Below are 25,943 nucleotides of genomic sequence, written 5' to 3'. Positions count from 1 at the left end.
ATGCCGGAACCATCACCGGCAACCACACCGGACGGTCAGGAAAGCGGACGCAGTGCTGTCGGCCGTCTCATCGGGTCAGTCACGCAGGGATGCCCGCCAGGCCACCAGGGCGGCGGCGGCGCGCTGGGTCCTGCGCTCATCCGGATTGACGCCCATCTCATTGCGCGCCATGCCGGCAAGGGCCGCACACAGGTCCTGTTCGCCTGCACCGCGCAGCAGCTGGGACTCGATGCGATCTGCGTAGGCGGCGTACTCGCCACGGCAGTCCGGATTGGCCTGGATGCCTATTGGATCCCATACATAGTGCAGGACTTCATCCACCGCTCGGCCCAGTGCACCGCGCCTGCGGTGTGCCGCCTGGCGGACCTCCTTCCAGTGTGGCGTGTTGTGCAGTGCCTCGAACGGCATCGGCACCGGCGACAACAGGTAGGAGATGCCGTCTTCGTCCTGCTTGACATGCCAGACGCCAACACCGACATCCGCCATGTGCTCGGACAGCGGGAAAACGAAGGCGGGCAGCCACAACAGCTCGATGCGGCCATCTCCCTGCCAGCCCAGCGCGGTGAACATCCCGGCTGCGATCTCCCGGTAGGCCTGCGCGGCAGGTTCGCCGACCAGTTGCCCCGGATCCAGCATGAACACCCGGTTGTCGATGTACTCGACCACGCTGCCATGGAACTCGCGCAAGCGCTCGGGCGGGTAATCGATGACCTGTTCAGGGGCGATGGTGTAACTCACTTCGTGAAATCCTTTCCGCTGGAAGGCGAGTGTGGCACGACGGCGGGCATCATCAACACCTCCGCCAGCCCGCGATAGATCGGCACCCGGCACACCAACCCGGACACGCCGCGCGCGATCAGCACCGTGGCCAGGATCGGCAGCAGCAGATCACCACTGTCGGTCAGCTCCAGCGAGATCACCGCCGAGGTCAGTGGCGCCTGGGTGACGCCGGTCAGATAGGCGCACATGCCCAACAACACGAACGCACGCGGATCCACACCCGGCATCAGCACCGCGAGGTTGTGCCCAAGGCCGGCACCGACCGCCAGCGCCGGCGAGAACAGGCCACCGGGGATGCCCGCCACGTAGGACGCCAGATTCGCCAGCAGCTTCATCAACCCGAACTCGTGGCCGACCATCGCCTGCCCCTGCACCAGGCTTCGCGCCTGCTCGTAGCCGGTGCCGAACGCGCCTTCGCCGAACGTCAACGCCAGCGCCACCACCACCAGGCCGCAGCCTGCAGCCAGCAGCACGGGATGCCGCTGCCGCAGCTGGCCCAGCCAACGCGGGCGGCCCGCCGCACTGGCCAGCACCGCGCGCGCGAACAGGCCTCCCAGCAACCCGGCCACTACGCCGCACAGCAGGATCGCCAGCCAGCCCTGGCCCAGTGGCAGGCGCGCGCTGACATGACCGAAGTAGGTGTAGTTGCCCAGCAGGCCCAGCGACACCACGCCACCGACGATCACCGCGGTCAGCAGGGTGCCGGAAAAGCGATGCTCGAAGCGGCCACTGAGCTCTTCGATGGCAAAGACGATGCCGGCCAGCGGCGTGTTGAACGCCGCCGCGATACCCGCCGCACCACCGGCCAGCAGGAAGTGCGAGAGCTCGCGGGGATCCTTGAAACCGAACCAGCGGCCGAACAGGTACATCAGGCTGGCGCCCACATGCACCGTGGGACCCTCGCGCCCCACCGATGCGCCACCGAGCAGCGACAACGAGGTCAGCAGGAGCTTGCCGGCCGAGACCGCAGGTGAAAGATTAGTCTTCCGGAACGGCTCATCGGCCTTGTCCAACGCGGCGATGACCTGCGGAATACCGCTGCCCCGCGTGGGTTTCAGCACACCGGAAGTGAGCCAGGCCAGCAGCGCGAAGATGCCCGGCGTGAGCAGCAGGGCCCACCACGGCGAGTGCGAGGTAATGCGCTGGAAGAGATGGAAGGCCGCGTCGCTGGCCTTGGCGAACAGGATGGCCACCAGCGCCACGGCCACAGCGCCGCCCCAGAGCGCGGCACGGCGACGCCAGGCCTCACTGAGAACCAGCGCGGTGATGCGGCCGCGGAGGCGGTCGAGATCGGTCATGCGGGGCAGTCTGGACGCTGCGGAGGAAGGCGGACAGCGGGTACTGTGGCTGAAGGCCTTGCAGGATGTGGTGAATACGCTCACGCGCCGGGAACCGCATGCTTTGGCAGCAATGGCACGCCGTCCCACATGCGTGAAGGCCGGCCGATTCCTGCCGGGTTCGTCCAACGCGCCTCGTGGAGGTAGCATTGCAGCCGCTGCCCTCTGGGGAGAGGGTGCAGCTCCGCCGGCAACGAAAGGCCGCCACCGCTCGTCATCGCGGTAGCGCTTGCCAGCACCTGCGTGCCGACATCTGCGTGAATTGCTTCGTTCTCGACATCCTCAATGACAATGGAGTGTGAGATGAATGCCTACGACCCGCTGGATCACATCATCCATCTTCGTGATGGCACGCTGCAGGAATCAGACCTTCGCCGGATTGTCGGTCGCGCGCTGCAGGCCAGGTCACCTTCCGGAATCGTTATCCATGTACATGGCGGCCGCGTTTCGCAGAAGCGTGGACGGCGCATCGCAGAAGCCTTGCATGACCCCTATGTGCGGGCACAGGCCTACCCCTTGTTCTTCGTCTGGGAAACGGGTGACATCGAAGCTCCGTTGAACAACCTGGGCGAGATCCTGGGTGCAGTACTCGCCAAACTTCTCTTCAGGAAAGTCCACGACAAGATCCTGGAAAAGCTAGGCGGCGGGCAGGTTCTCACGCCCGGCATGAAGATCCTCAACGCCGCGCCACCCGACGAGGAGAGCCTTTCGTCAGATCTCGCGCAGGAATTCGCTGATGATCCCGAGGTGAACCAAGCCATTGCCGAGGCCCGTGACGATTACAGGGAGGCGACGCTGGCGCCCGCCAACAAGATGCTGGCACACGAACCGCCAGCCGAACGCGCGGCCATCGTCAACGAGCGCACGGCCAGGGAACTGTTTGGCACTCCGTCACCCAACAAGGCCATGGCATTGAATTGGATCGCGCTGGCCATCAAGGTGGCCAGACTGGTGATACGCGTATGGCAGCGCCAGCAGAGTGGTCGAGGGCGCCCAGGCGCCGTCTCTGCCGTGATCGTGGAAGAAGTGCTGCGTGAGTTCTATCTCGATGACGTGGGGCGCATCGGCTGGTGGAATCCCATGAAGAAGGATGCACAGGATTCATTCGACGGCCCGGCATCGGGTGGCGTCAGATTCCTGCGCGAGCTGCACAGGCAGTTGCAGTCCGAAGCCTCTGTTCCCCGCATCACGCTCGTCGGCCACAGCGCCGGCAGCATCTTCCTGTGCGAGCTGTTGGACCAGGCAGCGCAGATCCTTCCGGATCTGACGTTCGACCTTATTCTCGAAGCGCCTGCGGTGACGTGTCGTCGGTTCGCGCATGCCATCTCGAAGCACGAGAACCGCATCGGGAGGTTCCGGCAATTGGCGATGAGGGATGCCGACGAAGCCAACGAGCGCTCACTGTTCTTTCCCGGTTCGCTGCTCTACATCGTGTCCAACATCTTCGAAGATGCTGCCGATGAGCCTCTGCTCGGCATGGAACGCTTCTTCACCCGGGAGAACGTCTATCGCAACTCTGCGGCGTGGGCAGACATCTCGGCCTGCCAGGCGTTCTTCGCCCGGAAGGGAGAAAGCGCGGTGAGCTGGTGGACCCTTGATGACCTCAATGCCGACCAGCGCGAAGGTTGGGGCCACGGCTACTTCGATGACGGTCCCTTCATCCTCGGCAAGGTGACCGCGCTGATCAGCGAAACACCGCACACGCCTTGATGCCGATCGCTTTTCGCGCTCGACGACAGAAGCAACGCTCCGGGCGGGATCGCCCGGAGTGCAAACACTGTAAACCATGTGAACATAAATATTGTTGACAGCCTGCGCACGCCCACCCACACTGCCGCCCTCGCTCCACTCGTACCCAAGGTCCCGCCATGGCTGCTGCCATCCGCCACGACTGGCAACACGACGAACTGCAGGCGCTGTTCGATCTGCCGTTCCCCGAGCTGCTGTTCCGCGCCGCAGCGGTCCATCGCGAGCATTTCGACCCCTCGCAGGTGCAGGTCTCCACGTTGCTGTCGGTGAAGACCGGCGGCTGCCCGGAAGACTGCGCGTACTGCCCGCAGGCGCAGCGCTACAGCACCGGGGTGAACGCGCAGAAGCTGATGGAGACCGATGCGGTGCTGGCCAAGGCACGCCAGGCCAAAGCCGCCGGTGCCTCGCGCTTCTGCATGGGTGCCGCGTGGCGTTCGCCGAAGGACCGCGACATTCCGAAGGTGGCGGCAATGATCGCCGGGGTGAAGGCACTGGGCCTGGAGACCTGTGCCACGCTGGGCATGCTCAGTGGCGAACAGGCACGTGCGCTGAAGGACGCCGGCCTGGACTACTACAACCACAACCTCGACACCGCGCCGGACTACTACGATTCGATCATCCACACGCGCCAGTACCAGGACCGCCTGGATACGCTGGAGCACGTGCGCGATGCCGGCCTGAAGACCTGTTGCGGTGGCATCGTCGGCATGGGCGAGACGCGCGCGCAGCGCGTCGGCCTGCTGCTGGCGCTGGCCACGCTGCCGGCACATCCCGATTCGGTGCCGATCAACAAGCTGGTGCAGGTGGCGGGCACGCCGCTGCATGGCAGTGCCGAGCTGGATCCGTTCGAGTTCGTGCGCATGATCGCGGTGGCTCGCATCGCCATGCCGCGCTCGATGGTGCGGCTGTCGGCCGGGCGCGAGGCGATGAACGATGAGCTGCAGGCGCTGTGCTTCCTGGCCGGTGCCAATTCGATCTTCTATGGCGACAAGCTGCTGACCACCGGCAACCCGGAAAGCGAGCGTGACCTGGCGCTGTTCGCGCGGCTGGGACTGCAACCGATGGCGGTGCAGGTAGATGCAGAGGGCCACGACCACGGCGGCACCGTGCACGCCGATATCAGTGCCGATACGCCCGGCTGTGGCTGCGCTCACGCGGCCTGAGACGGGCCGCAAGCAGGCGTCGCGGCAACGCGCTACCCTAGCCGCCCCGTCGTCGCATTCAGCCACCATGGCCCGCCCCGACCTGACCGCCCGCCTCCACGCCCAACGCGCCCTGCGCGATGCCCAAGGCCGTCGCCGCCCGCGACGCACGGTCAGCCGTCGTGATGGCGTGCGCCTGGAAGTGGACGGCCAGTGGCTGACCGGCTTCTGCAGCAATGATTACCTGGGCCTGGCCCAGCAGTTCAGCGTGGTCAATGCGCTGCAGGATGCTGCCGCGCGCGAAGGTGCTGGCGCCGGTGCCTCGCACCTGGTCTGCGGCCACCACGCCCTGCACGAAGCGCTGGAACGCGAAGTAGCCGAGTGGCTGGGCTATCCGCGTGCGCTGCTGTTCGGCAGTGGCTTCGCCGCCAACCTGGCGGTGCAGCAGGCATTGCTGAGCGAAGAGAACGATGTCTGCGTACAGGACAAGCTCAACCACGCCAGCCTGCTCGATGCGACGCGGTTGGCCGGTGCACGCCTGCGCCGCTATCCACATCTGGATGCGGAAGGCGCGATGCGTCAGCTCAAGCACACGCCCGATGGCGCGGCGATGCTGGCCACCGATGGTGTCTTCAGCATGGATGGCGACATCGCACCGCTGCGCGCTTTGTCGCTTGTGGCACGCCTGCAGCAGGCGCTGTTCTACGTCGATGACGCGCACGGCGTGGGCGTGGTCGGTGATGGCCGTGGTGCAGTGGCCGCCGCCGGGCTGGGCGTGGACGACGTACCGCTGCAACTGGTCACGCTGGGCAAAGCATTGGGCGGGTCCGGTGCACTGGTGCTGGGCCGTGACGACCTGATCGAGCATCTGGCCGAAACCGCGCGCCCGTACATCTACACCACCGCCGTGCCACCGGCGATGGCCGCTGCGGCGCTTGAAGCAGTGCGCCTGGCGCGCCGCGACCACTGGCGCCGCACCAAACTGACCGACCTGATCGCGCTGTTCCGCAGTGAAGCGCGTCGTCACGGCCTGGACCTGATGGCTTCGGAAACGCCGATCCAGCCGCTGCTGTGCGGCGATGACCATACCGCCGTGGCGATGTCCACGGCGCTGGAGCAGGCCGGCTGGCTGGTCGGCGCGATCCGCCCACCGACGGTGCCGGAAGGCAAGGCACGCCTGCGCGTCACCCTGTCCGCGCTGCATACGCCGGAACAGGTGCGTGGCCTGGTGGAGGCCATCGCCAGCGCGCGCGATCGCGTGACCCTGGCCGTGCGTGAAGCCGCGCCACCGCCGCTGCCCGCTTTTGCCTGAGTTCCGTGTAGTTCCCCATGCATATTGAAGTGACCGGCCGTGGGCCGGACCTGGTTCTGATCCACGGCTGGGCCCTGCAGGGCGGTGTGTTCGCACCACTGGTGCAGCGCCTGGCGGACCAGTTCACCCTGCACCTGGTAGACCTGCCCGGCCATGGCCACAGCCGCGAGGACACCACGCCGCTGCGCCTGCCGTTCGTGGTCAATGCCATTGCTGCGGCCACGCCGCCGGCGGTGTGGTGCGGCTGGTCGCTGGGCGGCCTGTTCGCGCTGCATGCTGCCGCGACGCTGCCAAAGGTGCGCGGGCTGGCGATGATCGCGGCCACGCCGCGCTTCGTGCGTGGCGAAGACTGGCCGGACGCGGTGGAACCGGCCGTGTTCGAGCAGTTCGGGCGCGAGCTGGCCAGCGACTTCGGTGGCACCCTGGAGCGCTTCCTGGCGCTGGATGTGATGGGCTCGGCACACGCCCGCGAGGAGCTGCGCACGCTGCGCCAGCGCCTGGTCGAGCGCGGTGCACCCACCGAACGCGCGCTGCTGGAGGGCCTGCGCCTGCTGGAAGGCACCGACCTGCGCGGCGCACTGCCGACGCTGGGTAAACCCAGCCTGTGGATCGCCGGCCAACGCGACCGGCTGGTGTCTCCGGCGGCGATGCAGGCCGCCGCGGCACTGGCCCCGGGCGGGCAGGCGCTGACCATCGCCCACGGCGGCCACGCGCCCTTCCTCGGCCATGCCGACGAGGTCGCCGTCGCCCTGCAACACTTCGTTGCCGGCCTGTCACCGGCCGATGGCGGACAATGAGCGCCTTCCGAATTCCGCGGGATTGACGCATGGATCTGGGTATCAATGGCCGCTGGGCACTGGTCTGCGGCGCAAGCAAGGGGCTGGGCCTGGGCTGCGCGCGTGCGCTGGTGCGTGAAGGCGTCAACGTGGTGATCGTGGCCCGCGGTGAAGCCGCCCTGCAGGCCGCCGCTGAAGAGCTGCGCGCGCTGGCCGGTGCCGCCGAGGTGCGCGCGATCGCCGCCGACGTCACCACCGAAGCCGGCCGCGTCGCGGCGCTGGCCGCATGCCCGCAGGTGGACATCCTGGTCAACAACGCCGGTGGCCCGCCGCCCGGTGATTTCCGCAATTTCGAGCGTGACGACTGGATTGCCGCGCTGGACGCCAACATGCTGGCGCCGATCGCGCTGATCCGCGCCACCGTCGACGCGATGATCGAGCGCGGCTTCGGCCGTATCGTCAACATCACCTCGTCGGCGGTGAAAGCCCCGATCGATATCCTGGCGCTGTCCAACGGCGCGCGCAGTGGCCTGACCGGTTTCGTCGCCGGCCTGTCGCGCCGCACCGTGGCCCACAACGTCACCATCAACAACCTGCTGCCCGGCCAGTTCGACACCGACCGCCTGCGCGCCAACTTCGCCCACAGTGCGGGCAAGGACGGCGACGCCGACGAAGTGGCCGAACGCCGCCGCCAGCAGATCCCCGCCGGCCGCTTCGGCACACCCGACGAATTCGGCGCCGCCTGCGCCTTCCTGTGCAGTGCACAGGCCGGTTACCTCACCGGGCAGAACCTGCTGATCGATGGCGGCGCCTACCCTGGTACGTTCTAAGAGACTTTCGCAATGCCGTCCCACTTCGATGCCCGCCACGTCCGCCGCGCGTTCGCCCGTGCCGCCAACAGCTACGACGCCGCCGCCGCCCTGCAGCGCGAAGTGCAGTCGCGGCTGATCGAATCGCTGGACTACCTGGAGGCACGCAAGCCCGAGGTGGTGCTGGACATTGGTGCCGGCACCGGCCATGCCAGCGCGTTGATGAAGAAGCGCTGGCCGAAGGCGCAGGTGATCGCGCTGGACGTGGCGCTGCCGATGCTGGACCAGGCCAAGCGCCAGGCCGGCTGGTGGAAGCCGTTCCAGCGCCTGTGCGGTGATGCCGCCGCGCTGCCGCTGGCCGACAACAGCGTGGACGTGATCTTCAGCAACCTGTGCCTGCAGTGGGTGGACGACCTGCCGGCGGTGTTTGCCGGGTTCCGTCGCGTACTCAAGCCGGGGGGCCTGCTGGTGTGCTCGACCTTCGGCCCGGAAACGCTGGTTGAACTCAATGAAGCGTTCGCGGCCGCCGATGACCGCCCGCACGTGAGCCGCTTCGCGCAGATCGCCCAGTTCGGCGATGCGCTGATGATGGCCGGCTTCCGCGACCCGGTGCTGGACCGCGATCTGTTCACCCTGACCTACGACGACCTGCCCTCGCTGATGCGCGAGCTGCGCGCGATGGGCGCGACCAATGCCCGCGTCGACCGTCGCCACACGCTGACCGGGCGTGGCCGTTTCGCCGCTGCGGCAGCGGCGTATGAACCGATGCGTCGTGCCGACGGCAAGCTGCCCAGCAGCTGGGAAGTGATCTATGCGCACGCCTGGGCGCCGGACCCGGGCGCGCCGATCCGCGAAGGCGGGCATGACGTGGCCTCGGTGCCGGTGTCGGCAATTCCGATCCGGCGCAAGCAGAGCTGATCGTCCCGTAGTGCCGGCCGCTGGCCGGCAACTTCATGATTCCATGCTGGGCATCTGCCGGCCAGCGGCCGGCACTACCGCATGCCACGCCGTACGCGAATCGCTCTGGTAGGTGCCAACCTTGGTTGGCACACCCCATCAGATCGCGATGCCGCCAGCAGTGTGCCGACCAAGGTCGGCACCTACCAAAGGCGGGTATGGGCCGGCACGTGGACCGGGTAGCGCCGGGCCATGCCCGGCGAGCGCAGCGGCACCCTCAGGTATTGGCCGGCGAACTCAGCGGCGGGCGCACCAGGTCACGGTGGAAGAAATAGATTTCCTGCACCAGGAAGCGCCAGCTGGTGTGGAAGCTGCGGAAGCGCGTGCTGGGCGTGGACGAGGCCAGCGCATCGATGCCCAGCGCCTTGCTCAGGCGCAGCGCGCGCGCCATGTGCAGCGGATCGCTGACGATGATCACCCGGTGCAGGTCGCGCTGGTCCATCAGCCGCTTGGCTTCAACCAGGTTCTGCACGGTATTGCGCGAGGCGGTTTCGATCAGGATCGCATCGTCCGGCACACCATGCTTCAGCGCATAACGCCGCGCCACCTGCGATTCGGAAAAACGCGCACCGGTGCCACCGTAGCCGCCGGTGAAGATCAGCAGCGGCGCGTACTGGGCCTCGTACAGGTCCAGCCCATGCCGGATACGCTCTTCGAACACCGGTGACGGTTTGGCGTCATAGGCGGCCGCACCCAGCACGATGATGGCGTCGGCCTTGGCGGCCTGGTCACGCTCGCCGACCCAGACGATCCAGGCAGTCACGCCCAGCAGCCAGATCACCAGCAGGACAAACAGCCGCCATAGCCAGCCCAGCAGGCCGGTGCGAGGCCGCTGCCGGTCGCGGCTCACGGCGCGCCCCAGCGCAGCGCTGGCAGGTCGACGTTACCGCCGGACAGCACCAGGCCCACGCGCAGTCCGGCGAAACGTTGCGGCTGCGCCAGCACCGCAGCCAGCACGGTGGCCGAGGACGGCTCGACCACCTGCTTGAGCACCTCCCACAGCAGGCGCATCGCGGCCATCGTCGCCGCGTCATCGACCACGACCACCTCGGCACCGGCCGCGCGCAGCAGTTCGAAATTGGGCGCGCCGATCAGGGTACGCAGGCCATCACAGATCGTGTCCGGGGTGAACGCGTCCTGGCGCTCGCCTGCGGCCAGCGAGCGTGCGGTGTCATCGGCACCGGCCGGTTCGGCCAGCACCAGCCGGGTCTGCGGGCTGGCGAGCTGCAGGGCCAGCGCGGTACCGCTGGCCAGGCCACCGCCGCCCACCGGCACCACCAGCACATCGAACGGGCCGTCGCTGTGCAGCAGTTCCAGGGCGGCGGTGCCCTGCCCGGCCATCACCGCCGGATTCGTATAGGGATGCACCAGGGTCGCGCCGGTGTCGGCCTGCACCTTGGCGCAGGTGGCCTCACGGTCGGCAATGGTCGGCGGGCAGTGCCAGAGCGTGGCGCCATGGCGCGCAATATTGGCCAGCTTGGCCGCCACCGCACCTTCCGGCACCACCACGTGACAGGGAATGCCCCGGGTACGTGCGGCCAGCGCCAGGGCGGCGCCGTGATTGCCAGAGGAGTGGGTGACCACGCCGGCACTGCCGGAATCAGCCTCCAGCGACCACACCGCGTTGCAGGCACCGCGGAACTTGAACGCACCACCACGCTGCAGGTGCTCGGCCTTGAAGGCCAGCTGTGCCCCGGCCAGCGCATCGAGCGTGTGCGAGCGCAGCACCGGGGTCACGCTGGCATGCGGGGCGATCCTCGCGGCAGCAAGCAGGACGTCGTCGGCGCGGGGCAACAGTGAATCGCTCATGACGCAAGATTAACGTATGCCCCCGCGCTGGCGACCGGGACACAGGTCATGCCAGCATGCAGCCCTACGCCTCCATTCATCCTGGCCGGCGGAATTAAGGGCCGATTCAACGCTGGCGCCCGAAGCTGACTGCACACCCGTCCTCTGGGGGGACCCACCATGAAAATGCGCCTGATGCTTGCCGGTGGCCTGTTGCTGGCCCTGACCGGCTGCACCACCTACGACTATGTCGGCGGCGGCCGCAGCGGCAGCTACTACCACGGTGCGCCGTCGGTGGAATACCGCTACCCGGCCGGCTATCCCTACAACTACGGCCCCTACTACGGTGGCTATGGCGGCTACTACGGCGGCTACGGCAACCCGTATTACTCGCGCCCGATCTACCGTCCGCCGCACAACCACCGCCCGCCGCCGCGTCCGGGCAATGGCGGCGAGCACCGTCCGCCGCCGTCGCGTCCGTCGTACAACGGGGGTTCGCCGTGGCGGAACATGGACTCCATGCGCCGCCCGCCGCAATCGAACGCCCAGCCGTCGGCGCCCCCGCCGCAGGCCCGTCCGGCACCGGCACCGAGTGCGCCGAGGATGAACGGTTCCCCCTGGCGCAACATGGATCGTGCGACGCAGCGCACAGTTGAGCGCTGAACCGTCTTGCATTTCACACGGTCTAAGCCGCAATCTACGCGGACAGTGACGGCCCACGTCACAAAGTGACAAAAACGACACGGGCCGCCGCAAAAAGCTCTACGTCGATATCCGACAGGAACATCTGGATCCCCCCTGTTCCGGCCCTGTCGGATGTCGGCACCTCTGAAGACAGACGGCCCCGCAATGCGGGGCCGTTTGTTTTGTTGGGTCGCCAACCGCCGAGGGCCCCAGCGTCAGTAGCTCCACGCCATGCGTGGATGGCGCCTTCCCGACAGCCGCAAAAAAACAGGGCCGGACAGTCCCCCGACTGCCGGCCCTCTGCTCCCCCACCGTGCGCCTGTACCGGCCCCTGTTCCAATTCCGGTCACGGGCGCCTACGGCGCCAGCCACGATGGGTGCTATTGGGTTATCTGCAAAAATCCTGCCAACTTTAGGGCTGATTTCGGCGCTGGCCGGCCGGCGGCGACGTCCCGGCCCCGAATGGCGCTAAAATCGCCACCCCGGCGCCGCCTCCGGCCGCGCCCGCCCCCAGCTGAACAGCCCCCATGAATCCGTCCTTCCATCGTTACGACGTCATCGTCATCGGCGGTGGCCACGCTGGCACCGAAGCCGCGCTGGCCGCGGCCCGCACCGGCGTGCGCACCCTGCTGCTGACCCACAACATCGAAACGGTGGGTGCGATGAGCTGCAACCCGGCCATCGGCGGCATCGGCAAGGGCCACCTGGTCAAGGAGATCGACGCGCTGGGCGGTGCGATGGCGCATGCCGCCGACCGCGCCGGCATCCAGTGGCGCACGCTCAATGCCTCCAAGGGCCCGGCCGTGCGCGCCACCCGCTGCCAGGCCGACCGCAACCTGTACCGCATGGCGATCCGCGCCATCGTCGAGGGCCAGGCCAACCTGACCGTGTTCCAGGCCGCCGTGGACGACCTGGTCATCGAAGGCGACGCCGTGCGCGGGGTCATCACCCAGACCGGGCTGCGCTTCGATGCCGAGGCCGTGGTGCTGACCGCCGGCACCTTCCTGGCCGGCAAGATCCATGTCGGTCCGACCCAGTACGCCGCCGGCCGCATGGGCGACCCGCCGGCCACCACGCTGGCCGCGCGGCTGCGCGAGCGCCCGTTCCAGGTGGACCGCCTGAAGACCGGCACGCCGCCGCGCATCGATGGCCGCTCGCTGGACTACAGCGTGATGGACGAGCAGCCCGGCGATTCGCCGCGGCCGGTGATGTCCTTCCTCGGCTCGGTGGACGAGCATCCGCAGCAGGTCAGCTGCTGGATCACCCACACCACCGAACAGACCCACCAGATCATCCGCGACGCGCTGCACCGTTCGCCGCTGTACAGCGGCCAGATCGAAGGCATCGGCCCGCGATACTGCCCGTCCATCGAGGACAAGGTGGTGCGCTTCGCCGAGAAGGCCAGCCACCAGATCTTCGTCGAACCCGAAGGCCTGGGCATCGTCGAGATCTATCCCAACGGCATCTCCACCTCGCTGCCGTTCGACGTGCAGCTGGAGATGGTGCGCAGCATCCGTGGCTTCGAGAACGCACACATCACCCGCCCCGGCTACGCGATCGAGTACGACTTCTTCGACCCGCGCGGGCTGAAGGCCTCGCTGGAGACCAAGCTGGTCAACGGCCTGTTCTTCGCTGGCCAGATCAACGGCACCACTGGCTACGAAGAGGCCGCCGCGCAGGGCCTGCTGGCTGGCCTCAACGCCGCACGCCAGGTGCGCGGGCTGGACGGCTGGTGCCCGCGTCGCGACGAGGCCTACCTGGGCGTGCTGGTGGATGACCTGATCACCCACGGCACCAACGAGCCGTACCGCATGTTCACCAGCCGCGCCGAGTACCGCCTGCAGCTGCGCGAGGACAATGCCGACCAGCGCCTGACCCCGACCGGCCGCGAAATGGGCCTGGTGGATGATCGCCGCTGGAGCGCGTTCGAGACCAAGCAGGCCGCCGTCGCTGCCGAGCGCGCACGCCTGGGTGCGCTGTGGGCAACCCCGGCCAATGCACTGGGCCGCGAAGTGAACGAGACGCTGGGCGTGGCGGTCAGTCGCGAGACCAACGTGCTGGACCTGATCAAGCGCCCCGAGCTGGATTACGCCAAGCTGATGCAGGTGCCCTCGCTGGGCCCGGCGGTGGCCGATGGCAAGGTTGCCGAGCAGGTGGAGATCGGCTTGAAGTACGCCGGCTACCTGGACCGCCAGCGCGAGGAGATCGAGCGCCAGCAGCGGCACGAAGCCACGCCGATCGCTGAAGCCTTCGATTACGCGACGGTGCGCGGGCTGTCGGCCGAAGCGCTGCAGAAGCTGGAGCGCGTACGCCCGCAGACCATCGGCCAGGCACAGCGCATTCCGGGCATGACCCCGGCAGCGATCTCGCTGCTGCTGGTGCACCTGGAGCGCGCACGCCGGGGACGCGTGGCATAACACGAGCGCGGTAGATGCCATCCACGCATGGCGTGGATCTACTGCAATGCTGCGCGCGATCCGCTGTTCCGCATACAGCATCGGCTACAACTACGAACCGTAGCGGGTAGTGCCGGCCGCTGGCCGGCAATCGCAGAACTCCAGACACGCCCATGAGGTTGCCGGCCAGCGGCCGGCACTACCCTGCGGTGCGCGCGCGGCGTGCAGACCACGCAGGTATCATCGTCGTGAACGCCCTGATTTCCGGAGACTTCGATGAACCCGCTGCGCCCCTTCCGCGACAAGATGCCCGTCCTCGGCGAACGCGTGTACATCGATCCGGCCTGCACCATCATCGGCGACGTGGAGCTGGCCGATGACGTGTCGGTATGGCCGGGCACGGTCATCCGCGGCGACGTCAACCATGTGCGCATCGGTGCACGCACCAACGTGCAGGACGGCACCATCATCCACGTCAGCCACCACAGCCCGTACAACAAGGCCGGCTACCCGACCCTGATCGGCGAAGGCGTGACCGTTGGCCACGGCTGCATCATCCATGCCTGCACGATCGGCGATTACAGCCTGATCGGCATGGGCGCCTGCATCCTCGATGGCGCCCGCGTGGAGCGCCATGGCTTCGTCGGCGCCGGTGCGGTGATCGGCCCCGGCAAGGTGGTGGGCGAAGGCGAGCTGTGGGTCGGCAACCCTGCACGACCGGCACGCACGCTCAGTGACAAGGAGATCGAGGCGCTGCATTACTCGGCCGACCACTACGTGCGGCTGAAGGACGAATACCGGGGCTGAGCCCCCGTCGCTGCCATGCGGCTCTGCTAAAGTCTTGGCCCGACCAGGACCTGTCGAGACCCCCATGCCTGTGGCTGCCCGCCGGAGAGGACTCCGGCGCCCACAACGAAGGCCATCGCGCTGATGGCCGCACCGATGCTCGATACCTACCGCGAGGTGGTGACGCCGGAGGGTGTGCCGCTGCAGTTGCCTACCGCCGGCCCGGTACCGCGGGCGATGGCCTGGCTGGTCGATCTTGGCGTGCGCATCGCGGCACTGGTGCTGGTGTCCATTCCGCTGGCGCTGCTGGACAAGTTCGGCTCCGGCCTCTACCTGGTGCTGATGTTCCTGGTCTACTGGGCCTACCCGATCGTCTGCGAAGCGTTGTGGGGGCGCACGCTGGGCAAGCGTGCGCTGGGGCTGCGCGTGCTGTCCCGCGATGGCGCGCCGGTAGGCTGGATGGCGGCGATCACCCGCAACCTGCTGCGCACGGTGGACATGCTGCCGTTCGGCTATGCGCTGGGCCTGATCAGCAGCCTGTTCGATCCGCATGGCCGCCGCCTTGGCGACCTGGTGGCGGGCACCGTGGTGGTGCACGCACCCGCGCTGTACCTGCCACCGCCGCCGACCATCGACAGCGTGCTGGCCCCGCCGCAGCCGCTGCGACCAGAGGAACAGGCTGCGTTGATGGCCTTCGCCGAGCGCGCGCCACGGTTGTCGGCGGCGCGCCAGCAGGAGCTGGCCGGTATTGCCGAGCCACTGACCGGCACCCATGGCCAGGTCGGCGTGCTGCGCCTGTATGCGATGGCCAACTGGCTGCTGGGGCGGCGATGAAGCAGGAACAGTTCGTCGCCCGCTACCAGCAGGAATGGCAGGACCTGGAGCAGTGGCTGCTGCTGCGTGCCGGTGCCTCACGCCGCACGCGCCGCAAGGCCAGCGGCCTGGCACTGGACGACACCACCTTCCCGCAGCGCTACCGGCGGCTGTGCCAGCAACTGGCACTGGCCCGCGAACGCGGCTACAGCCCGCAGCTGGTGCAGCGCCTGCAGCAGCTCATGCAGCAGGGCCACAGCGTGCTGTACCGCACGCCGCCGACGCGCTGGCGGGGTGCCCTGGAGTTCCTGGTGGCCGATTTCCCGCTGCTGGTGCGCAGCCAGGCGCGCAGCATGTGGGTGGCGCTGGCGATGTTCGCGCTGCCGGCGGTGGCCTGCTTCGTGCTGGTGCAGGTCTATCCGGACCTGATCCACATGCTGATGGACAACCGCCAGATCGCCGAGATGGAGCGCATGTACGATCCCGCCGCCGAGCGCCTGGGGCGTGACAGCGGCACCGACTGGATGATGTTCGGCCACTACATCATGAACAACATCAGCATCGCCCTGCGCACCTTTGCCAGCGGGCTGCTGGCTGGGCTGGGCACGCTGCTGGTGCTGTTGTTCAACGGCGTGATCATCGGTTCGGTGGCCGGTCACCTGCAGCACATCGGCCATGGCGACCCGTTCTGGCGCTTCGTGGTCGGCCACGGTGCCTTCGAGCTGACCGCGATCGTGATCGCCGGCGGTGCCGGTCTGCAGCTGGGCATGAAGCTGCTGGCACCAGGCCGGCGCAGCCGCCTGGATGCACTGGTCGAAGGCGGCCGCATCGGCGCACGGCTGTGCCTCGGCGTCGCCTTCATGCTGCTGGTGGCCGCCTTCATCGAAGCCTTCTGGTCCTCGCTTGCCGAAGTACCGGCGTGGGGCAAGTTCAGCGTGGCCGGTGTGTTGTGGGCCGGCGTGCTGCTGTGGCTGTGGCGCGGCGGACGTGGGGGCGGCCATGCGCATTGACCGCCTGGACGTGGCGCTGCGCGCCCGCAGTGGCTGGGAAGCGATGGAGCTGGGCACCGCCCTGTCCCGCCGTCACGCGCGTGCGCTGTGGGGCAGCTGGCTGCTGGCCAGTGCACCGCTGTTCGTGATCTTCAACGCGCTGGGCTGGTGGCTGGATGCCTTCGGCTGGGCCTGGCTGGCGATGTGGTGGTGCAAGCCGCTGTTCGAACGCGCGCCGCTGTACGTGCTGTCGCGCGGCATTTTCGGTGAGCCGGTCGGCACGCTGGCCGCCCTGCGCGCGCAGCGCCACTGGGGCAACACCGGTTTCTGGGGCTACCTGGGCTGGCGTCGCTTCAGCGTGCTGCGCAGCCTGTGCCTGCCGGTGAACCTGCTGGAAGGCAACACACCGGGCCAGCGCGGCCCACGCCGTCGTGCGGTGGCAGCCGGCGCAGCGGGCGCGGCACTGGTACTGACGGTGACCTGCCTGGCGTTCGAAGCCGTGTTGGTATCCGGCGCGATCGGTGCGGTGTTCATGTTCATGCCACTGGAGCTGATGTCCGAATCGTGGCGTGCGGCGTGGGACATGATTGGCAAGGACACGCCCGCATGGGCACGGCTGGGCTTCAACCTGGCGTGCTGGCTGGCCTCGGTGCTGATCGGCCCGTTCTTCGTCGGTGCGGGCTTTGGCCTGTACCTGAACCGTCGAACGCAGATGGAAGCCTGGGACGTCGAAATCGCCCTGCGCCGCCTACGCGAGCGGCTGCTGCCGGCAGCATCGACGCTGGCGCTGCTGCTGTGGCTGGCACTGCCGCTGGTGTCCGCACCGGTGCATGCGCAGGACGCGCAGACGGTCGCGGAGCAGGCCGGCGATGCCGAAGAGGACGAAGACAGTGCAGAAGAACCGGCCACCGCGGCCAACGACCCCGCCAATACGCCGGCAATGATCTTCGGTACAGCGCCGGTGGACACCGCCGGTTTCCGTCAGGCAGTGAACCGCGCCTATGAAGACCCGCTGCAGCGCCCGACCCGCCAGGTGGCCCGCTGGAAGCCGATCGAGCAGGCCGAGGAAAAAAAAAGGAAGGAAGACAAGCAGCTGCAGCGTGACACCAACAGCAAAGGTGAACGCAAGGCGCGCAAGGACGGCATCGCCTGGCTGGCACGGCTGGCCGAATGGGGCCTGTGGGGCCTGCTCGGCATCCTGCTGCTGGTGCTGCTGCTGACCGCGCGGCTGTGGCTACCGTGGCTGCGTGGCAGTGGCCGGCGCAAGGCCGACGCTGCACCGAAGGTGCTGGAGGAGCAGGTGGAGTTGCCGGTGGTGCTGCCGCCGGACGTGGCCACCCAGGCTGGCCTGCTCTGGGACCAGGGCCGGCCGCGGCAGGCGCTGGCCCTGCTGTACCGCGCCAGCGTGCGCACGGTGGGCGAGCGCAGCGGTATCGCGCTTCCACCCGGTGCCACCGAAGCGCAATGCCTGCGCGCATCGCGACGCATGCCCCAGGCCAGCGACCGTGACCTGTTCGCGCGCATCGTGCGCATGTGGCAGTACGCCGCCTACGGTGGCCGCCTGCCCAGCCGCGCCGATTTCGATGCATTGGCCGATACCCTGCGCCAGCAGTACGGGTGGCAGGCATGAGTCCGCGCCTGTTCTGGTCGCTGCTGCTCGGTGCATTGGTGCTGTTCGGCGTACCGCTGACCATCCTCTACCTGCGCACGCACGAACGGGTGACCGAGACGATCCGGCTGCCGCCACAGGGCGAGGCCGCCTACAACCCGCTGTACGTACTCGGCCAGGCCCTGCGCGCCGATGGCATCGACGTGCATTCGCGACCGCGGCTGGAGTTGCAGCAGATGACGCTGGGGCGCCACGACACGGTAGTGCTGCTGCAGGACAGCAGCGAACTGCCGCCGCCCGTCGCCAGCGCACTGCTGGACTGGGTCGACGGGGGTGGCCACCTGCTGGTACGTACGCCGCCGCCGGCCGAGGACGATGCCGGCAGCACGCAGGGCCCCCTGCTGGACCGGCTGGGCGTAGACAGCCTGTTCCAGCGCAGCGACTGCCAGGCCTTCCATGTCGACGACGATCCGGGCCACGTCGAATTCTGTGGTGGCCGCCGCTTCACCCTGGGCTTTGCCGCCAGTGCGCAGGCCGAACGCCGCTGGGGCACTGATCGCGACCTGGTGTTCGCGCGCCTGCGCCACGGCCAGGGCAGAGTGAGCGTGCTGGCCGACATGGAGTTCATGCGCAGCGAAGTGGACTCACCGGCAGCGCGCCTGGCGTCGGCAGGTGGCGGGGCCAGCGACGGCCTGCACGACGCGTCGCATCGCGACCTGACCCGCTACCTGCTCGATCCGAACTATGGCAAGGGTGCGGTCTGGCTGGTCTATGCCAGCCGCCCGCCGTCGCTGTGGTCGCGCATGTTCTATCAGGGCTGGCCGTTGTGGGTGCCGTTGCTGCTGGCCCTGCTGGGCTGGCTGTGGGGCCGTTCACAGCGCTTCGGCAGCCTGCTGCCGTCGCCGGTGCTGGAACGTCGTTCACTGCTGGAGCACGTGCGTGCCAGTGGAGAACTGCTGCTGCGCTTCGGTCACGGCATACGCCTGTACGAGGCCGTGCTCGCCCTGTTCCTGCACCGCCTGCGCCTGCGCGCACCGATTGCCGCCGCATTGGATGGTGCGCCGCGCGATCAGGCCATCGCCGAGCTGCTGAAGTGGCCGCAGGGCCGCGTCGCCAGCGCACTCACGCCCCCACCGCCGCACGATTCCTCCGCCCTGCGCGAGCGCATCCGCTTGCTGCTCCAGATGAGATCCCTGCTATGACCGAAGTCCCCGAGCTGCCGGCGGCCGCCAACGCCCGCCTGATCGAACGCGTCGATGCCATCCGCGATGCCGTCGGCCACGCCTTCATCGGCCAGGCCGATGTGCTGGACCAGATCCTGGTGGCGCTGCTTGCCGGTGGTCACGTGCTGATCGAGGGCGTGCCCGGGCTGGGCAAGACCCTGCTGGTGCGCGCACTGGCACAGGCCCTGGAGCTGGATTACGGGCGTGTACAGTTCACCCCCGACCTGATGCCCAGCGACGTCAGTGGCCACGCGGTGTACGACCCGAAGAGCGAGAGCTTCAAGATCCGCCGCGGCCCGGTGTTCACCAACCTGCTGCTGGCCGACGAGATCAACCGTGCACCCGCCAAGACCCAGTCGGCGCTGCTGGAAGTGATGCAGGAAGGCCAGGTGACCATCGAAGGCAAGGCCTTCACCCTGGCGCCGCCGTTCATGGCGCTGGCCACGCAGAACCCGCTGGAGCAGGAAGGCACCTACCCGCTGCCGGAAGCACAGCTGGACCGCTTCCTGCTGAAGGTGCTGATCGACTACCCGCAGTTGGAGGACGAGAAGCGCATGGTGACCGCGATCACCAGCGGCCGTGCCGCCAGCGATTTCGACCTGAGCCAGGTGCCACGCGTGCTCGGTGCTGGTGAGCTGCTGGAACTGCAGCGCGCCACTGCGGCGATCACCGTCGACGACGAAGTGATCGACTACGCGGTGCGGATTGTGGCGGCCACAAGGCAGTGGCCGGGTATCGCGGTCGGCGCTGGCCCGCGTGGCAGCATCGCGCTGGTGCGTGCCTCGCGCGCGCAGGCGGTGCTGGCCGGTCGTGATTTCGTCACTCCGGATGATGTGCGCGACATCGCACGCCCGGCGCTGCGCCACCGCATCGCGCTGGCCCCGGAACTGCAGATCGAAGGCCAGGACGCCGACGACGTGCTGGGCGCGCTGCTGGCCAAGGTGGAAGCGCCGCGCCGATGAGGCCGGCCCCGCTGCTGCTGGCACTGCTGCTGGCCTGGGCTGCCCTGGGCGGTCTGGTGCTGGGCGGTCTGCTGCCGCGCTGGAGCTGGGCGCTGGCGGCGCTGGCGATTGCCGTGCCGGCGCTGATGGATCTGTGGCGCCAGTGGCGGCGTCCGTCGCCGCAGGTGCAGCGCGAACTGCCCGAAGCGCTGGCACTGGGCGTGCGCCGCGAGGCTGCACTGCGGCTGCAGGCGGACGCACCGATGACGGTGCAGGTGTTCGACCTGGTCCCCGGCGGCTGGCCGCTGGAATCACTGCCGCAGCGCGTGCGCCTGCAGGCGGGCAGTGCTTCCACCCTCCACTACCACCTGCAGCCGCTGCAGCGTGGGCATTTCCGCTTCGAAGGCGTGCACCTGCGCATGCGTTCGCCGTGGCGGCTGTGGTGGCAGCAACGCACGCTGCCGCCCGCACTGGACGTGCGGGTCTATCCGAACTTCGTGCCGCTCACCCGCTTTGCCCTGTTCAGTGCCGACCAGGCCTCGCGGCTGGTCGGTGCACACGTGAAGCGCCGCCGCGGTGAAGGCACCGACTTCCACCAGATGCGCGAGTACCGCATCGGCGACAGCCTGCGCCAGCTCGACTGGAAGGCCACCGCGCGTGCGCGCAAGCTGATCTCGCGCGAATACCAGGACGAGAAGAACCAGCAGCTGCTGCTGATGCTCGACAGCGGTCGGCGCATGCTGGCCAGCGAAGGCGGGCTCTCGCACTTCGACCATGCCTTGAACGCCTCGCTGGTGGTGGCTTACCTGGCGTTGCGCCAGGGCGACGCCGCCGGCCTGTTCGCCACCGGTGGCGAGCGCCGTTGGGTGGCGCCGCAGCGCGGCATGGGCACCGTCGAGCACCTGCTGCGCGCCAGCTACGACCTGCAGCCACGCGCGGTGGCCACCGACTACCTGGCCGCCGCCACCGAAGTGTCGCTGCGCCAGCGCCGGCGTGCGCTGGTGATGCTGGTCAGCAATGTGCGCGACGAAGACATCGAAGACCTGCTGGCGGCGGTGCGCCTGCTGCAGCAGCGCCACCTGGTATGCGTGGCCAGCCTGCGCGAGCGTGAGCTGGACGGTGTGCTGGACAGCGAAGTGCAGACACTGGAAGACGCCACCCAGGCCGGTGCAGCGGCGCTGTACCTGCAGCAGCGCGCGAAGGCGCATGAGGCGCTGCGCAGCGAGAAGGTGATGGTGCTGGACGTAACCGCCGATGCCCTGCCCGGTGCGCTGGTGGAACGCTACCTGGCGGTGAAGCGCGAAGGGCTGCTCTGATACCAGCGATCGATCTGGTGGGAGCCAACAACGGTTGCCGGCCAGCGGCCGGCACTACCCCTGCAACAGCCGACGCATCGCTCTGGTGGGTGCCAACCTTGGTTGGCACGGAATCAACAGCGCCAACCAAGGTCGGCCTCTACCAACGGCGGTTGCCGGCCAGCGGTCGGCACTACCCCTGCAACAGCCGACGCATCGCTCTGGTAGGTGCCAACCTTGGTTGGCACAAACCCACAGCGCCGACCAGGGTCGGCATCTACCAACGGCGGTTGCCGGCCAGCGGCCGGCACTACCCCTGCAACAACCGACGCATCGCTCTGGTGGGTGCCAACCTTGGTTGGCACGAACCCACAGCGCCAACCAGGGTCGGCATCTACCAACGGCGGTTGCTGGCCAGCGGGCGGCACTACCCCTGCAACAACCGACGCACCGCTCTGGTAGGTGCCAACCTTGGTTGGCACGGAATCAACGGCGCCGACCAAGGTCGGCCACTACCCACAGCGGTTGTTCTACGACCGGCGTCGGTTGCCCACGCCGGCCCGGGGGCGCCGCACCGTCATCAGACGTAGATCCGCGTCGGCGCCTCATCAACGATCGCGTGCGGCACGAAGCGCGCGCTGTCGCGGGTGATCGCACTGTCGTCCTCGCGGATGCCGATGCCGCAGGCGTGGTCACCGACCACCCAGCTTCCGATCAGCGGGTAGCCGCCTTCGAAGCGGGTCAGCGGATGCGCACGCTGGATGATCGCCGGGCCGTCGTAGGGACCGTCGCTGCGTTGGGTGCTGCCATCGGCCAGGTGCATCTCGATGTTCGCGCCTTCGCGCGAGAACAGCGGCTTGCGCACCCAGCCCGACGCCAGCGTGCTGCCGTCATCGAAATGCGCTTCCAGCAGGTTCGGATGGCCCACGTTGCGCTGCCACAGCAGCGGCAGGATGCCCTTGTTGCTCAGCACCGCCTTCCACGCCGGCTCCAGCAGCTGCACGCCCGAGCCGGGCAGTGCGCGCCCAAACTCTTCCGCCATCAGGTCTTCCAGCGGGTACAGCTTGAACAGCGTGCCGATCACCGAATCATCCAGCGCGGTGAAGCGGCCATCCTCGGACAGCCCGATATCCTCGACGGCGATGGCCTGGCCATGCAGGCCGGCCTGCGAGGCGCAGTCGCGCAGGTAATCGACCGTGCCACGGTCTTCTTCGGAACTGCCCACCGCGCTGAAGTACAGCGGCGGCGGCAGCTGCGTGGCCAGTTCGCCGAAGCGCTCGACCAGCGCCTCATGGATGGCGTTGAACTGGTCGGCATGCTGCGGCAGGCGCCCGGCATTGCGCTGGTCCTCCAGCCACTGCCACTGGAAGAAGCTGGCCTCGAACAGCGAGGTCGGCGTGTCGTAGTTCAACTCGTACAGCTTGGCCGGGCCGGTACCGTCGTAGGCCAGGTCCAGGCGACCGTACAGATGCGGCTGGCGCTGGCGCCAGCTGTCGGCGATCCAGTCGCGGTAATGCGACGGAATCGCCAGCTGGTCCATCAGGCGTTCGCTGCCGATGACATCGCCGACCAGGTCCAGCGCCATCTGGTGCAGCTCGGCGCTGGGGTCTTCGATGTCCTGCTCGATCTGGCGCAGGGTGAAAGCGTAATACGCGCTTTCATCCCAGTACGGCTGGCCGTCGATGGTGTGGAAGCGGAAACCCGCCTCTTCCGCGCGTGCCCGCCACTGGGCACGCTCGGCAATCCGGATACGCTGCATGGGTCGATCAGCCGCCGTAGCTGCCGCTGGTGCTGCGGCGTGCGCTGGTGTTGCCGAAGCCACCACGGCTGGCGGTGACCGCACGGTTCGGTTCGCTGGTGACCGGCGCCAGGCCCGCCTTGCCGGCGCCGATGCCGCTGGCGGTGTTCAGGCCGCCGCTGCCGCCCGGTGCCGGACGCGCCCAACCAGCGCTCTTGTCCTGGTAGGCCGGCGACGCCGCCGGCGCCTGCGGAGCCAGGCCGCCGCGGTTACTCAGCATCTGCGACATGAAGAAGCCCATCATCATCGGGCCGATGAACGAGGTACCGGCCGAGGTGTGCTGCTGCACGCACTGTTCCGGCTTGTAGTCCTTCTCGCAGGCTTCCTTGCTGGCGTACTTCGGCGCAGCATCGGCGGCCTGCTTCTGCGCTTCGGCGAAGGCATTGCGGCACGACGACGGATCGCCGGTGGCCTCGGTGCAGGCCTCCACCGAGGTGTACAGGCCTTCCTGCACCTTCACCTCCGGCTCCTTCTGGCAGGCGGTGAACAGCAGCGGCGCAGCGCTCATCAGCAGCAGCGCGGTGGTGCGGGAACGTTTCATGGCCTCATGCCCTGTCGACGGATCAATGCCCCAATGATGCCAAATCCGGACCAGCAACCGGAATCGGCAAAGTCCGAAAGATGAACGGACTTTCATTTTCGTCGGGCATTGGGGTCAGAGCCCATCGCGCCGCGATGGGATCCGACCCCGGGCGGCGCACCGCTCTGGCAGGTGCCAACCTTGGCTGGCACACACGGCACGGCGCCGACCAAGGTCGGCATCTACCGAAAACGGGTGGTTGCAGCAGCAACCGAAAAAATTGGCCATGATCGGGCGACCCCCACGTTGTACGGCCCGCCCGTTCCGCCAGCCATGCCTGAATACCGCTCCCGCACCTCCACCGCCGGCCGCAACATGGCCGGCGCCCGCGCCCTGTGGCGTGCCACCGGCATGAAGGACGGCGACTTCCACAAGCCGATCATCGCCATCGCCAACTCCTTCACCCAGTTCGTGCCCGGCCACGTGCACCTGAAGGACCTCGGCCAGCTGGTCGCGCGCGAGATCGAACAGGTCGGCGGCGTCGCCAAGGAATTCAACACCATCGCCGTGGACGACGGCATCGCGATGGGCCACGACGGCATGCTGTATTCGCTGCCCAGCCGCGAGATCATCGCCGACGCCGTGGAGTACATGGTCAACGCGCACTGCGCCGACGCGCTGGTGTGCATCAGCAACTGCGACAAGATCACCCCCGGCATGCTGATGGCCGCGCTGCGCCTCAACATCCCGGTGGTGTTCGTCTCCGGCGGGCCGATGGAAGCGGGCAAGACCAAGCTGTCCGAGCACAAGCTGGACCTGGTCGATGCGATGGTGGTGGCCGCCGATGACAGCGCCTCCGACGAGAAGGTCGCCGCGTTCGAGCGCAGCGCCTGCCCCACCTGCGGCTCCTGCTCGGGCATGTTCACCGCCAACTCGATGAACTGCCTGACCGAAGCGCTGGGCCTGTCGCTGCCGGGCAATGGCACCACGCTGGCCACCCATGCCGACCGCGAGGCGCTGTTCCGCCGCGCCGGCCGCCTGATCGTCGAACTCTGCCACCGCTGGTATGGCGGCGAAGACCCGAGCGCGCTGCCGCGCGGCATCGCCACCCAGGCCGCGTTCGCCAACGCGATGACCCTGGACATCGCCATGGGCGGTTCCACCAACACCATCCTGCATCTGCTGGCTGCCGCGCAGGAAGCGGAGGTCGACTTCGACCTGACCCACATCGACGCGCTGTCGCGGCGCGTACCGCAGCTGTGCAAGGTGGCGCCGAACACGCCGAAGTACCACATCGAGGACGTGCACCGCGCCGGCGGCGTGTTCGGCATCCTCGGTGAACTGGACCGCGCCGGCCTGCTCGAAACCACGGTGCCGACCGTGCACAGCGCCAGCCTGGCCGAAGCACTGGAACGCTGGGACGTGGTGCGCAGTGACAACGACACCCTGCATACCTTCTTCAAGGCCGGCCCGGCCGGCATCCCCACCCAGGAGGCCTTCAGCCAGGCCACGCGCTGGCCGACGCTGGACGTGGACCGCGCCGAGGGCTGCATCCGCTCGCTGCAGCACGCGTATTCGCTGGAAGGCGGGCTGGCCGTGCTGCGCGGCAACCTGGCCATCGATGGCTGCGTGGTGAAGACCGCCGGCGTGGACGAGTCGATCCATGTGTTCGAAGGCCCCGCGCGCGTCTACGAAAGCCAGGACGCCGCCGTTGCCGGCATCCTCGCCGACGAGGTGCAGCCGGGCGAGGTGGTGGTGATCCGCTACGAAGGCCCGAAGGGCGGCCCCGGCATGCAGGAGATGCTGTACCCGACCAGCTATCTGAAATCGAAGGGGCTGGGCAAGCAATGTGCGCTGCTCACCGATGGCCGCTTTTCCGGCGGAACCTCGGGCCTGTCGATCGGCCACGTGTCGCCGGAAGCCGCCAGCGGCGGTGTCATCGGCCTGGTGGAAAACGGCGACCGCATCCGCATCGACATCCCGGCCCGCCGCATCGACCTGCTGCTGGACGAGGCCACGCTGGCCCAGCGCCACGCCGACGCCGATGCCCGCGGCTGGAAGCCGCGCGCACCGCGCCCGCGCAAGGTCACCAGTGCACTGAAGGCTTACGCGCTGCTGGCCACCAGCGCTGACAAGGGTGCCGTACGCAACACCGCGCTGCTCGGCGATTGACCCCCGCGCGGTAGTGCCGGCCGCTGGCCGGCATCTGCACTGCGACGCCCCACATCAATGAGGTTGC

22 protein-coding genes are annotated in these 25,943 nt (G+C 68.2%); 16 read left to right on the top strand and 6 right to left on the bottom strand.

The genetic code is table 11. The features are described 5' to 3' along the window. Positions 1-75: 75 nt before the first annotated feature. Both ACMZ91_RS10435 and ACMZ91_RS10430 read right to left on the bottom strand, forming a co-directional pair. Positions 76-738, bottom strand: a complete 663-nt coding sequence (locus ACMZ91_RS10435; protein WP_414577008.1) for a hypothetical protein — start codon at positions 736-738, stop codon at positions 76-78. Continuing rightward, positions 735-2,078 carry a chloride channel protein gene (locus ACMZ91_RS10430; RefSeq protein ID WP_414577006.1) on the bottom strand — a complete coding sequence of 448 codons (1,344 nt, stop codon included), beginning with the start codon at positions 2,076-2,078 and terminating at the stop codon, positions 735-737. The genes ACMZ91_RS10435 and ACMZ91_RS10430 overlap by 4 nt, the downstream gene beginning before the upstream one ends. Positions 2,079-2,420: 342 nt before the next feature. Here ACMZ91_RS10430 and ACMZ91_RS10425 point away from each other — a divergent pair, with 342 nt between their 5' ends. The 6 genes from ACMZ91_RS10425 to bioC all read left to right on the top strand — a co-directional run bounded on the left by ACMZ91_RS10425 (position 2,421) and on the right by bioC (position 8,823). Continuing rightward, complete coding sequence (locus tag ACMZ91_RS10425; protein WP_414577004.1) at positions 2,421-3,827, top strand: hypothetical protein; 1,407 nt, start codon at positions 2,421-2,423, stop codon at positions 3,825-3,827. 158 nt (positions 3,828-3,985) lie between these two features. Further along, entirely contained in the window at positions 3,986-5,029 is a 1,044-nt protein-coding gene (bioB, locus tag ACMZ91_RS10420; RefSeq protein WP_201117597.1) for a biotin synthase BioB, read from the top strand. A 67-nt stretch (positions 5,030-5,096) separates the two neighbouring features. Beyond that, positions 5,097-6,320: an 8-amino-7-oxononanoate synthase gene (gene bioF, locus ACMZ91_RS10415; protein WP_414577002.1), complete on the top strand. Its 1,224-nt coding sequence runs from the start codon at positions 5,097-5,099 to the stop codon at positions 6,318-6,320. Positions 6,321-6,337: 17 nt separating this feature from the next. Beyond that, positions 6,338-7,117 carry a pimeloyl-ACP methyl ester esterase BioH gene (gene bioH / locus ACMZ91_RS10410; protein WP_414577000.1) on the top strand — a complete coding sequence of 260 codons (780 nt, stop codon included), beginning with the start codon at positions 6,338-6,340 and terminating at the stop codon, positions 7,115-7,117. 29 nt (positions 7,118-7,146) lie between these two features. Further along, positions 7,147-7,926 (top strand): SDR family oxidoreductase, encoded by a 780-nt coding sequence (locus ACMZ91_RS10405; RefSeq protein ID WP_049461690.1) that lies wholly within the window; start codon positions 7,147-7,149, stop codon positions 7,924-7,926. A gap of 12 nt (positions 7,927-7,938) precedes the next feature. Continuing rightward, complete coding sequence (gene bioC, locus ACMZ91_RS10400) at positions 7,939-8,823, top strand: malonyl-ACP O-methyltransferase BioC (RefSeq protein WP_049461689.1); 885 nt, start codon at positions 7,939-7,941, stop codon at positions 8,821-8,823. 256 nt (positions 8,824-9,079) lie between these two features. Here bioC and ACMZ91_RS10395 read toward each other — a convergent pair whose 3' ends face one another. Both ACMZ91_RS10395 and ACMZ91_RS10390 read right to left on the bottom strand, forming a co-directional pair. Further along, on the bottom strand, positions 9,080-9,724 hold the full coding sequence (locus tag ACMZ91_RS10395; protein ID WP_032127185.1) for a YdcF family protein: 645 nt from the start codon (positions 9,722-9,724) through the stop codon (positions 9,080-9,082). Next, on the bottom strand, positions 9,709-10,671 hold the full coding sequence (locus tag ACMZ91_RS10390) for a pyridoxal-phosphate dependent enzyme (RefSeq protein WP_414576998.1): 963 nt from the start codon (positions 10,669-10,671) through the stop codon (positions 9,709-9,711). Before ACMZ91_RS10390 ends, ACMZ91_RS10395 begins: the two co-directional genes overlap by 16 nt. Before the next feature lie 159 nt (positions 10,672-10,830). On the opposite strand from ACMZ91_RS10390, the gene ACMZ91_RS10385 reads away from it, so the two are divergent. From ACMZ91_RS10385 to ACMZ91_RS10345, 9 genes are all read left to right on the top strand, one after another. Then, complete coding sequence (locus ACMZ91_RS10385) at positions 10,831-11,313, top strand: hypothetical protein (protein WP_049435791.1); 483 nt, start codon at positions 10,831-10,833, stop codon at positions 11,311-11,313. Between the two features lie 548 nt (positions 11,314-11,861). Beyond that, positions 11,862-13,751, top strand: a complete 1,890-nt coding sequence (gene mnmG, locus ACMZ91_RS10380; RefSeq protein ID WP_277778700.1) for a tRNA uridine-5-carboxymethylaminomethyl(34) synthesis enzyme MnmG — start codon at positions 11,862-11,864, stop codon at positions 13,749-13,751. A 255-nt stretch (positions 13,752-14,006) separates the two neighbouring features. Continuing rightward, positions 14,007-14,537: a gamma carbonic anhydrase family protein gene (locus ACMZ91_RS10375; RefSeq protein WP_032129113.1), complete on the top strand. Its 531-nt coding sequence runs from the start codon at positions 14,007-14,009 to the stop codon at positions 14,535-14,537. A gap of 123 nt (positions 14,538-14,660) precedes the next feature. Continuing rightward, complete coding sequence (locus tag ACMZ91_RS10370; protein ID WP_049461685.1) at positions 14,661-15,350, top strand: RDD family protein; 690 nt, start codon at positions 14,661-14,663, stop codon at positions 15,348-15,350. Then, entirely contained in the window at positions 15,347-16,339 is a 993-nt protein-coding gene (locus ACMZ91_RS10365; RefSeq protein ID WP_032129115.1) for a stage II sporulation protein M, read from the top strand. The genes ACMZ91_RS10370 and ACMZ91_RS10365 overlap by 4 nt, the downstream gene beginning before the upstream one ends. Next, positions 16,329-17,948 (top strand): DUF4129 domain-containing protein, encoded by a 1,620-nt coding sequence (locus tag ACMZ91_RS10360; protein ID WP_414576995.1) that lies wholly within the window; start codon positions 16,329-16,331, stop codon positions 17,946-17,948. The genes ACMZ91_RS10365 and ACMZ91_RS10360 overlap by 11 nt, the downstream gene beginning before the upstream one ends. Beyond that, positions 17,945-19,129 carry a DUF4350 domain-containing protein gene (locus ACMZ91_RS10355; protein WP_049461684.1) on the top strand — a complete coding sequence of 395 codons (1,185 nt, stop codon included), beginning with the start codon at positions 17,945-17,947 and terminating at the stop codon, positions 19,127-19,129. The genes ACMZ91_RS10360 and ACMZ91_RS10355 overlap by 4 nt, the downstream gene beginning before the upstream one ends. Continuing rightward, positions 19,126-20,112, top strand: coding sequence for an AAA family ATPase (locus ACMZ91_RS10350; protein WP_005411535.1), 987 nt, complete (start codon positions 19,126-19,128; stop codon positions 20,110-20,112). The genes ACMZ91_RS10355 and ACMZ91_RS10350 overlap by 4 nt, the downstream gene beginning before the upstream one ends. Beyond that, positions 20,109-21,407, top strand: coding sequence for a DUF58 domain-containing protein (locus tag ACMZ91_RS10345; protein WP_049461683.1), 1,299 nt, complete (start codon positions 20,109-20,111; stop codon positions 21,405-21,407). The genes ACMZ91_RS10350 and ACMZ91_RS10345 overlap by 4 nt, the downstream gene beginning before the upstream one ends. Before the next feature lie 559 nt (positions 21,408-21,966). Here ACMZ91_RS10345 and ACMZ91_RS10340 read toward each other — a convergent pair. After that, positions 21,967-23,145 (bottom strand): glutathionylspermidine synthase family protein, encoded by a 1,179-nt coding sequence (locus ACMZ91_RS10340; protein ID WP_049461682.1) that lies wholly within the window; start codon positions 23,143-23,145, stop codon positions 21,967-21,969. Positions 23,146-23,152: 7 nt separating this feature from the next. Next, on the bottom strand, positions 23,153-23,725 hold the full coding sequence (locus tag ACMZ91_RS10335; protein WP_014038869.1) for a DUF1190 domain-containing protein: 573 nt from the start codon (positions 23,723-23,725) through the stop codon (positions 23,153-23,155). Between the two features lie 312 nt (positions 23,726-24,037). On the opposite strand from ACMZ91_RS10335, the gene ilvD reads away from it, so the two are divergent. Continuing rightward, positions 24,038-25,876, top strand: coding sequence for a dihydroxy-acid dehydratase (ilvD, locus tag ACMZ91_RS10330; protein ID WP_049461718.1), 1,839 nt, complete (start codon positions 24,038-24,040; stop codon positions 25,874-25,876). Positions 25,877-25,943 lie beyond the last annotated feature (67 nt).

Origin of the sequence: Stenotrophomonas sp. FR024 (genome assembly GCF_047500745.2) — a bacterium.
GTDB lineage: Bacteria > Pseudomonadota > Gammaproteobacteria > Xanthomonadales > Xanthomonadaceae > Stenotrophomonas > Stenotrophomonas maltophilia_A.
Note: the sequence above shows the minus strand (reverse complement) of the source record. Positions and strands in the feature narration are given on the sequence as shown.

Coding starts and splice junctions, on each gene's coding strand:
- ACMZ91_RS10430 (WP_414577006.1), bottom strand. CDS start 2,078: ATGACCGATCTCGACCGCCTCCGCGGCCGCATCACCGCGCTGGTTCTC.
- ACMZ91_RS10425 (WP_414577004.1), top strand. CDS start 2,421: ATGAATGCCTACGACCCGCTGGATCACATCATCCATCTTCGTGATGGC.
- bioB (WP_201117597.1), top strand. CDS start 3,986: ATGGCTGCTGCCATCCGCCACGACTGGCAACACGACGAACTGCAGGCG.
- bioF (WP_414577002.1), top strand. CDS start 5,097: ATGGCCCGCCCCGACCTGACCGCCCGCCTCCACGCCCAACGCGCCCTG.
- bioH (WP_414577000.1), top strand. CDS start 6,338: ATGCATATTGAAGTGACCGGCCGTGGGCCGGACCTGGTTCTGATCCAC.
- ACMZ91_RS10405 (WP_049461690.1), top strand. CDS start 7,147: ATGGATCTGGGTATCAATGGCCGCTGGGCACTGGTCTGCGGCGCAAGC.
- bioC (WP_049461689.1), top strand. CDS start 7,939: ATGCCGTCCCACTTCGATGCCCGCCACGTCCGCCGCGCGTTCGCCCGT.
- ACMZ91_RS10390 (WP_414576998.1), bottom strand. CDS start 10,671: ATGAGCGATTCACTGTTGCCCCGCGCCGACGACGTCCTGCTTGCTGCC.
- ACMZ91_RS10385 (WP_049435791.1), top strand. CDS start 10,831: ATGAAAATGCGCCTGATGCTTGCCGGTGGCCTGTTGCTGGCCCTGACC.
- mnmG (WP_277778700.1), top strand. CDS start 11,862: ATGAATCCGTCCTTCCATCGTTACGACGTCATCGTCATCGGCGGTGGC.
- ACMZ91_RS10375 (WP_032129113.1), top strand. CDS start 14,007: ATGAACCCGCTGCGCCCCTTCCGCGACAAGATGCCCGTCCTCGGCGAA.
- ACMZ91_RS10370 (WP_049461685.1), top strand. CDS start 14,661: ATGGCCGCACCGATGCTCGATACCTACCGCGAGGTGGTGACGCCGGAG.
- ACMZ91_RS10365 (WP_032129115.1), top strand. CDS start 15,347: ATGAAGCAGGAACAGTTCGTCGCCCGCTACCAGCAGGAATGGCAGGAC.
- ACMZ91_RS10360 (WP_414576995.1), top strand. CDS start 16,329: ATGCGCATTGACCGCCTGGACGTGGCGCTGCGCGCCCGCAGTGGCTGG.
- ACMZ91_RS10355 (WP_049461684.1), top strand. CDS start 17,945: ATGAGTCCGCGCCTGTTCTGGTCGCTGCTGCTCGGTGCATTGGTGCTG.
- ACMZ91_RS10350 (WP_005411535.1), top strand. CDS start 19,126: ATGACCGAAGTCCCCGAGCTGCCGGCGGCCGCCAACGCCCGCCTGATC.
- ACMZ91_RS10345 (WP_049461683.1), top strand. CDS start 20,109: ATGAGGCCGGCCCCGCTGCTGCTGGCACTGCTGCTGGCCTGGGCTGCC.
- ACMZ91_RS10340 (WP_049461682.1), bottom strand. CDS start 23,145: ATGCAGCGTATCCGGATTGCCGAGCGTGCCCAGTGGCGGGCACGCGCG.
- ACMZ91_RS10335 (WP_014038869.1), bottom strand. CDS start 23,725: ATGAAACGTTCCCGCACCACCGCGCTGCTGCTGATGAGCGCTGCGCCG.
- ilvD (WP_049461718.1), top strand. CDS start 24,038: ATGCCTGAATACCGCTCCCGCACCTCCACCGCCGGCCGCAACATGGCC.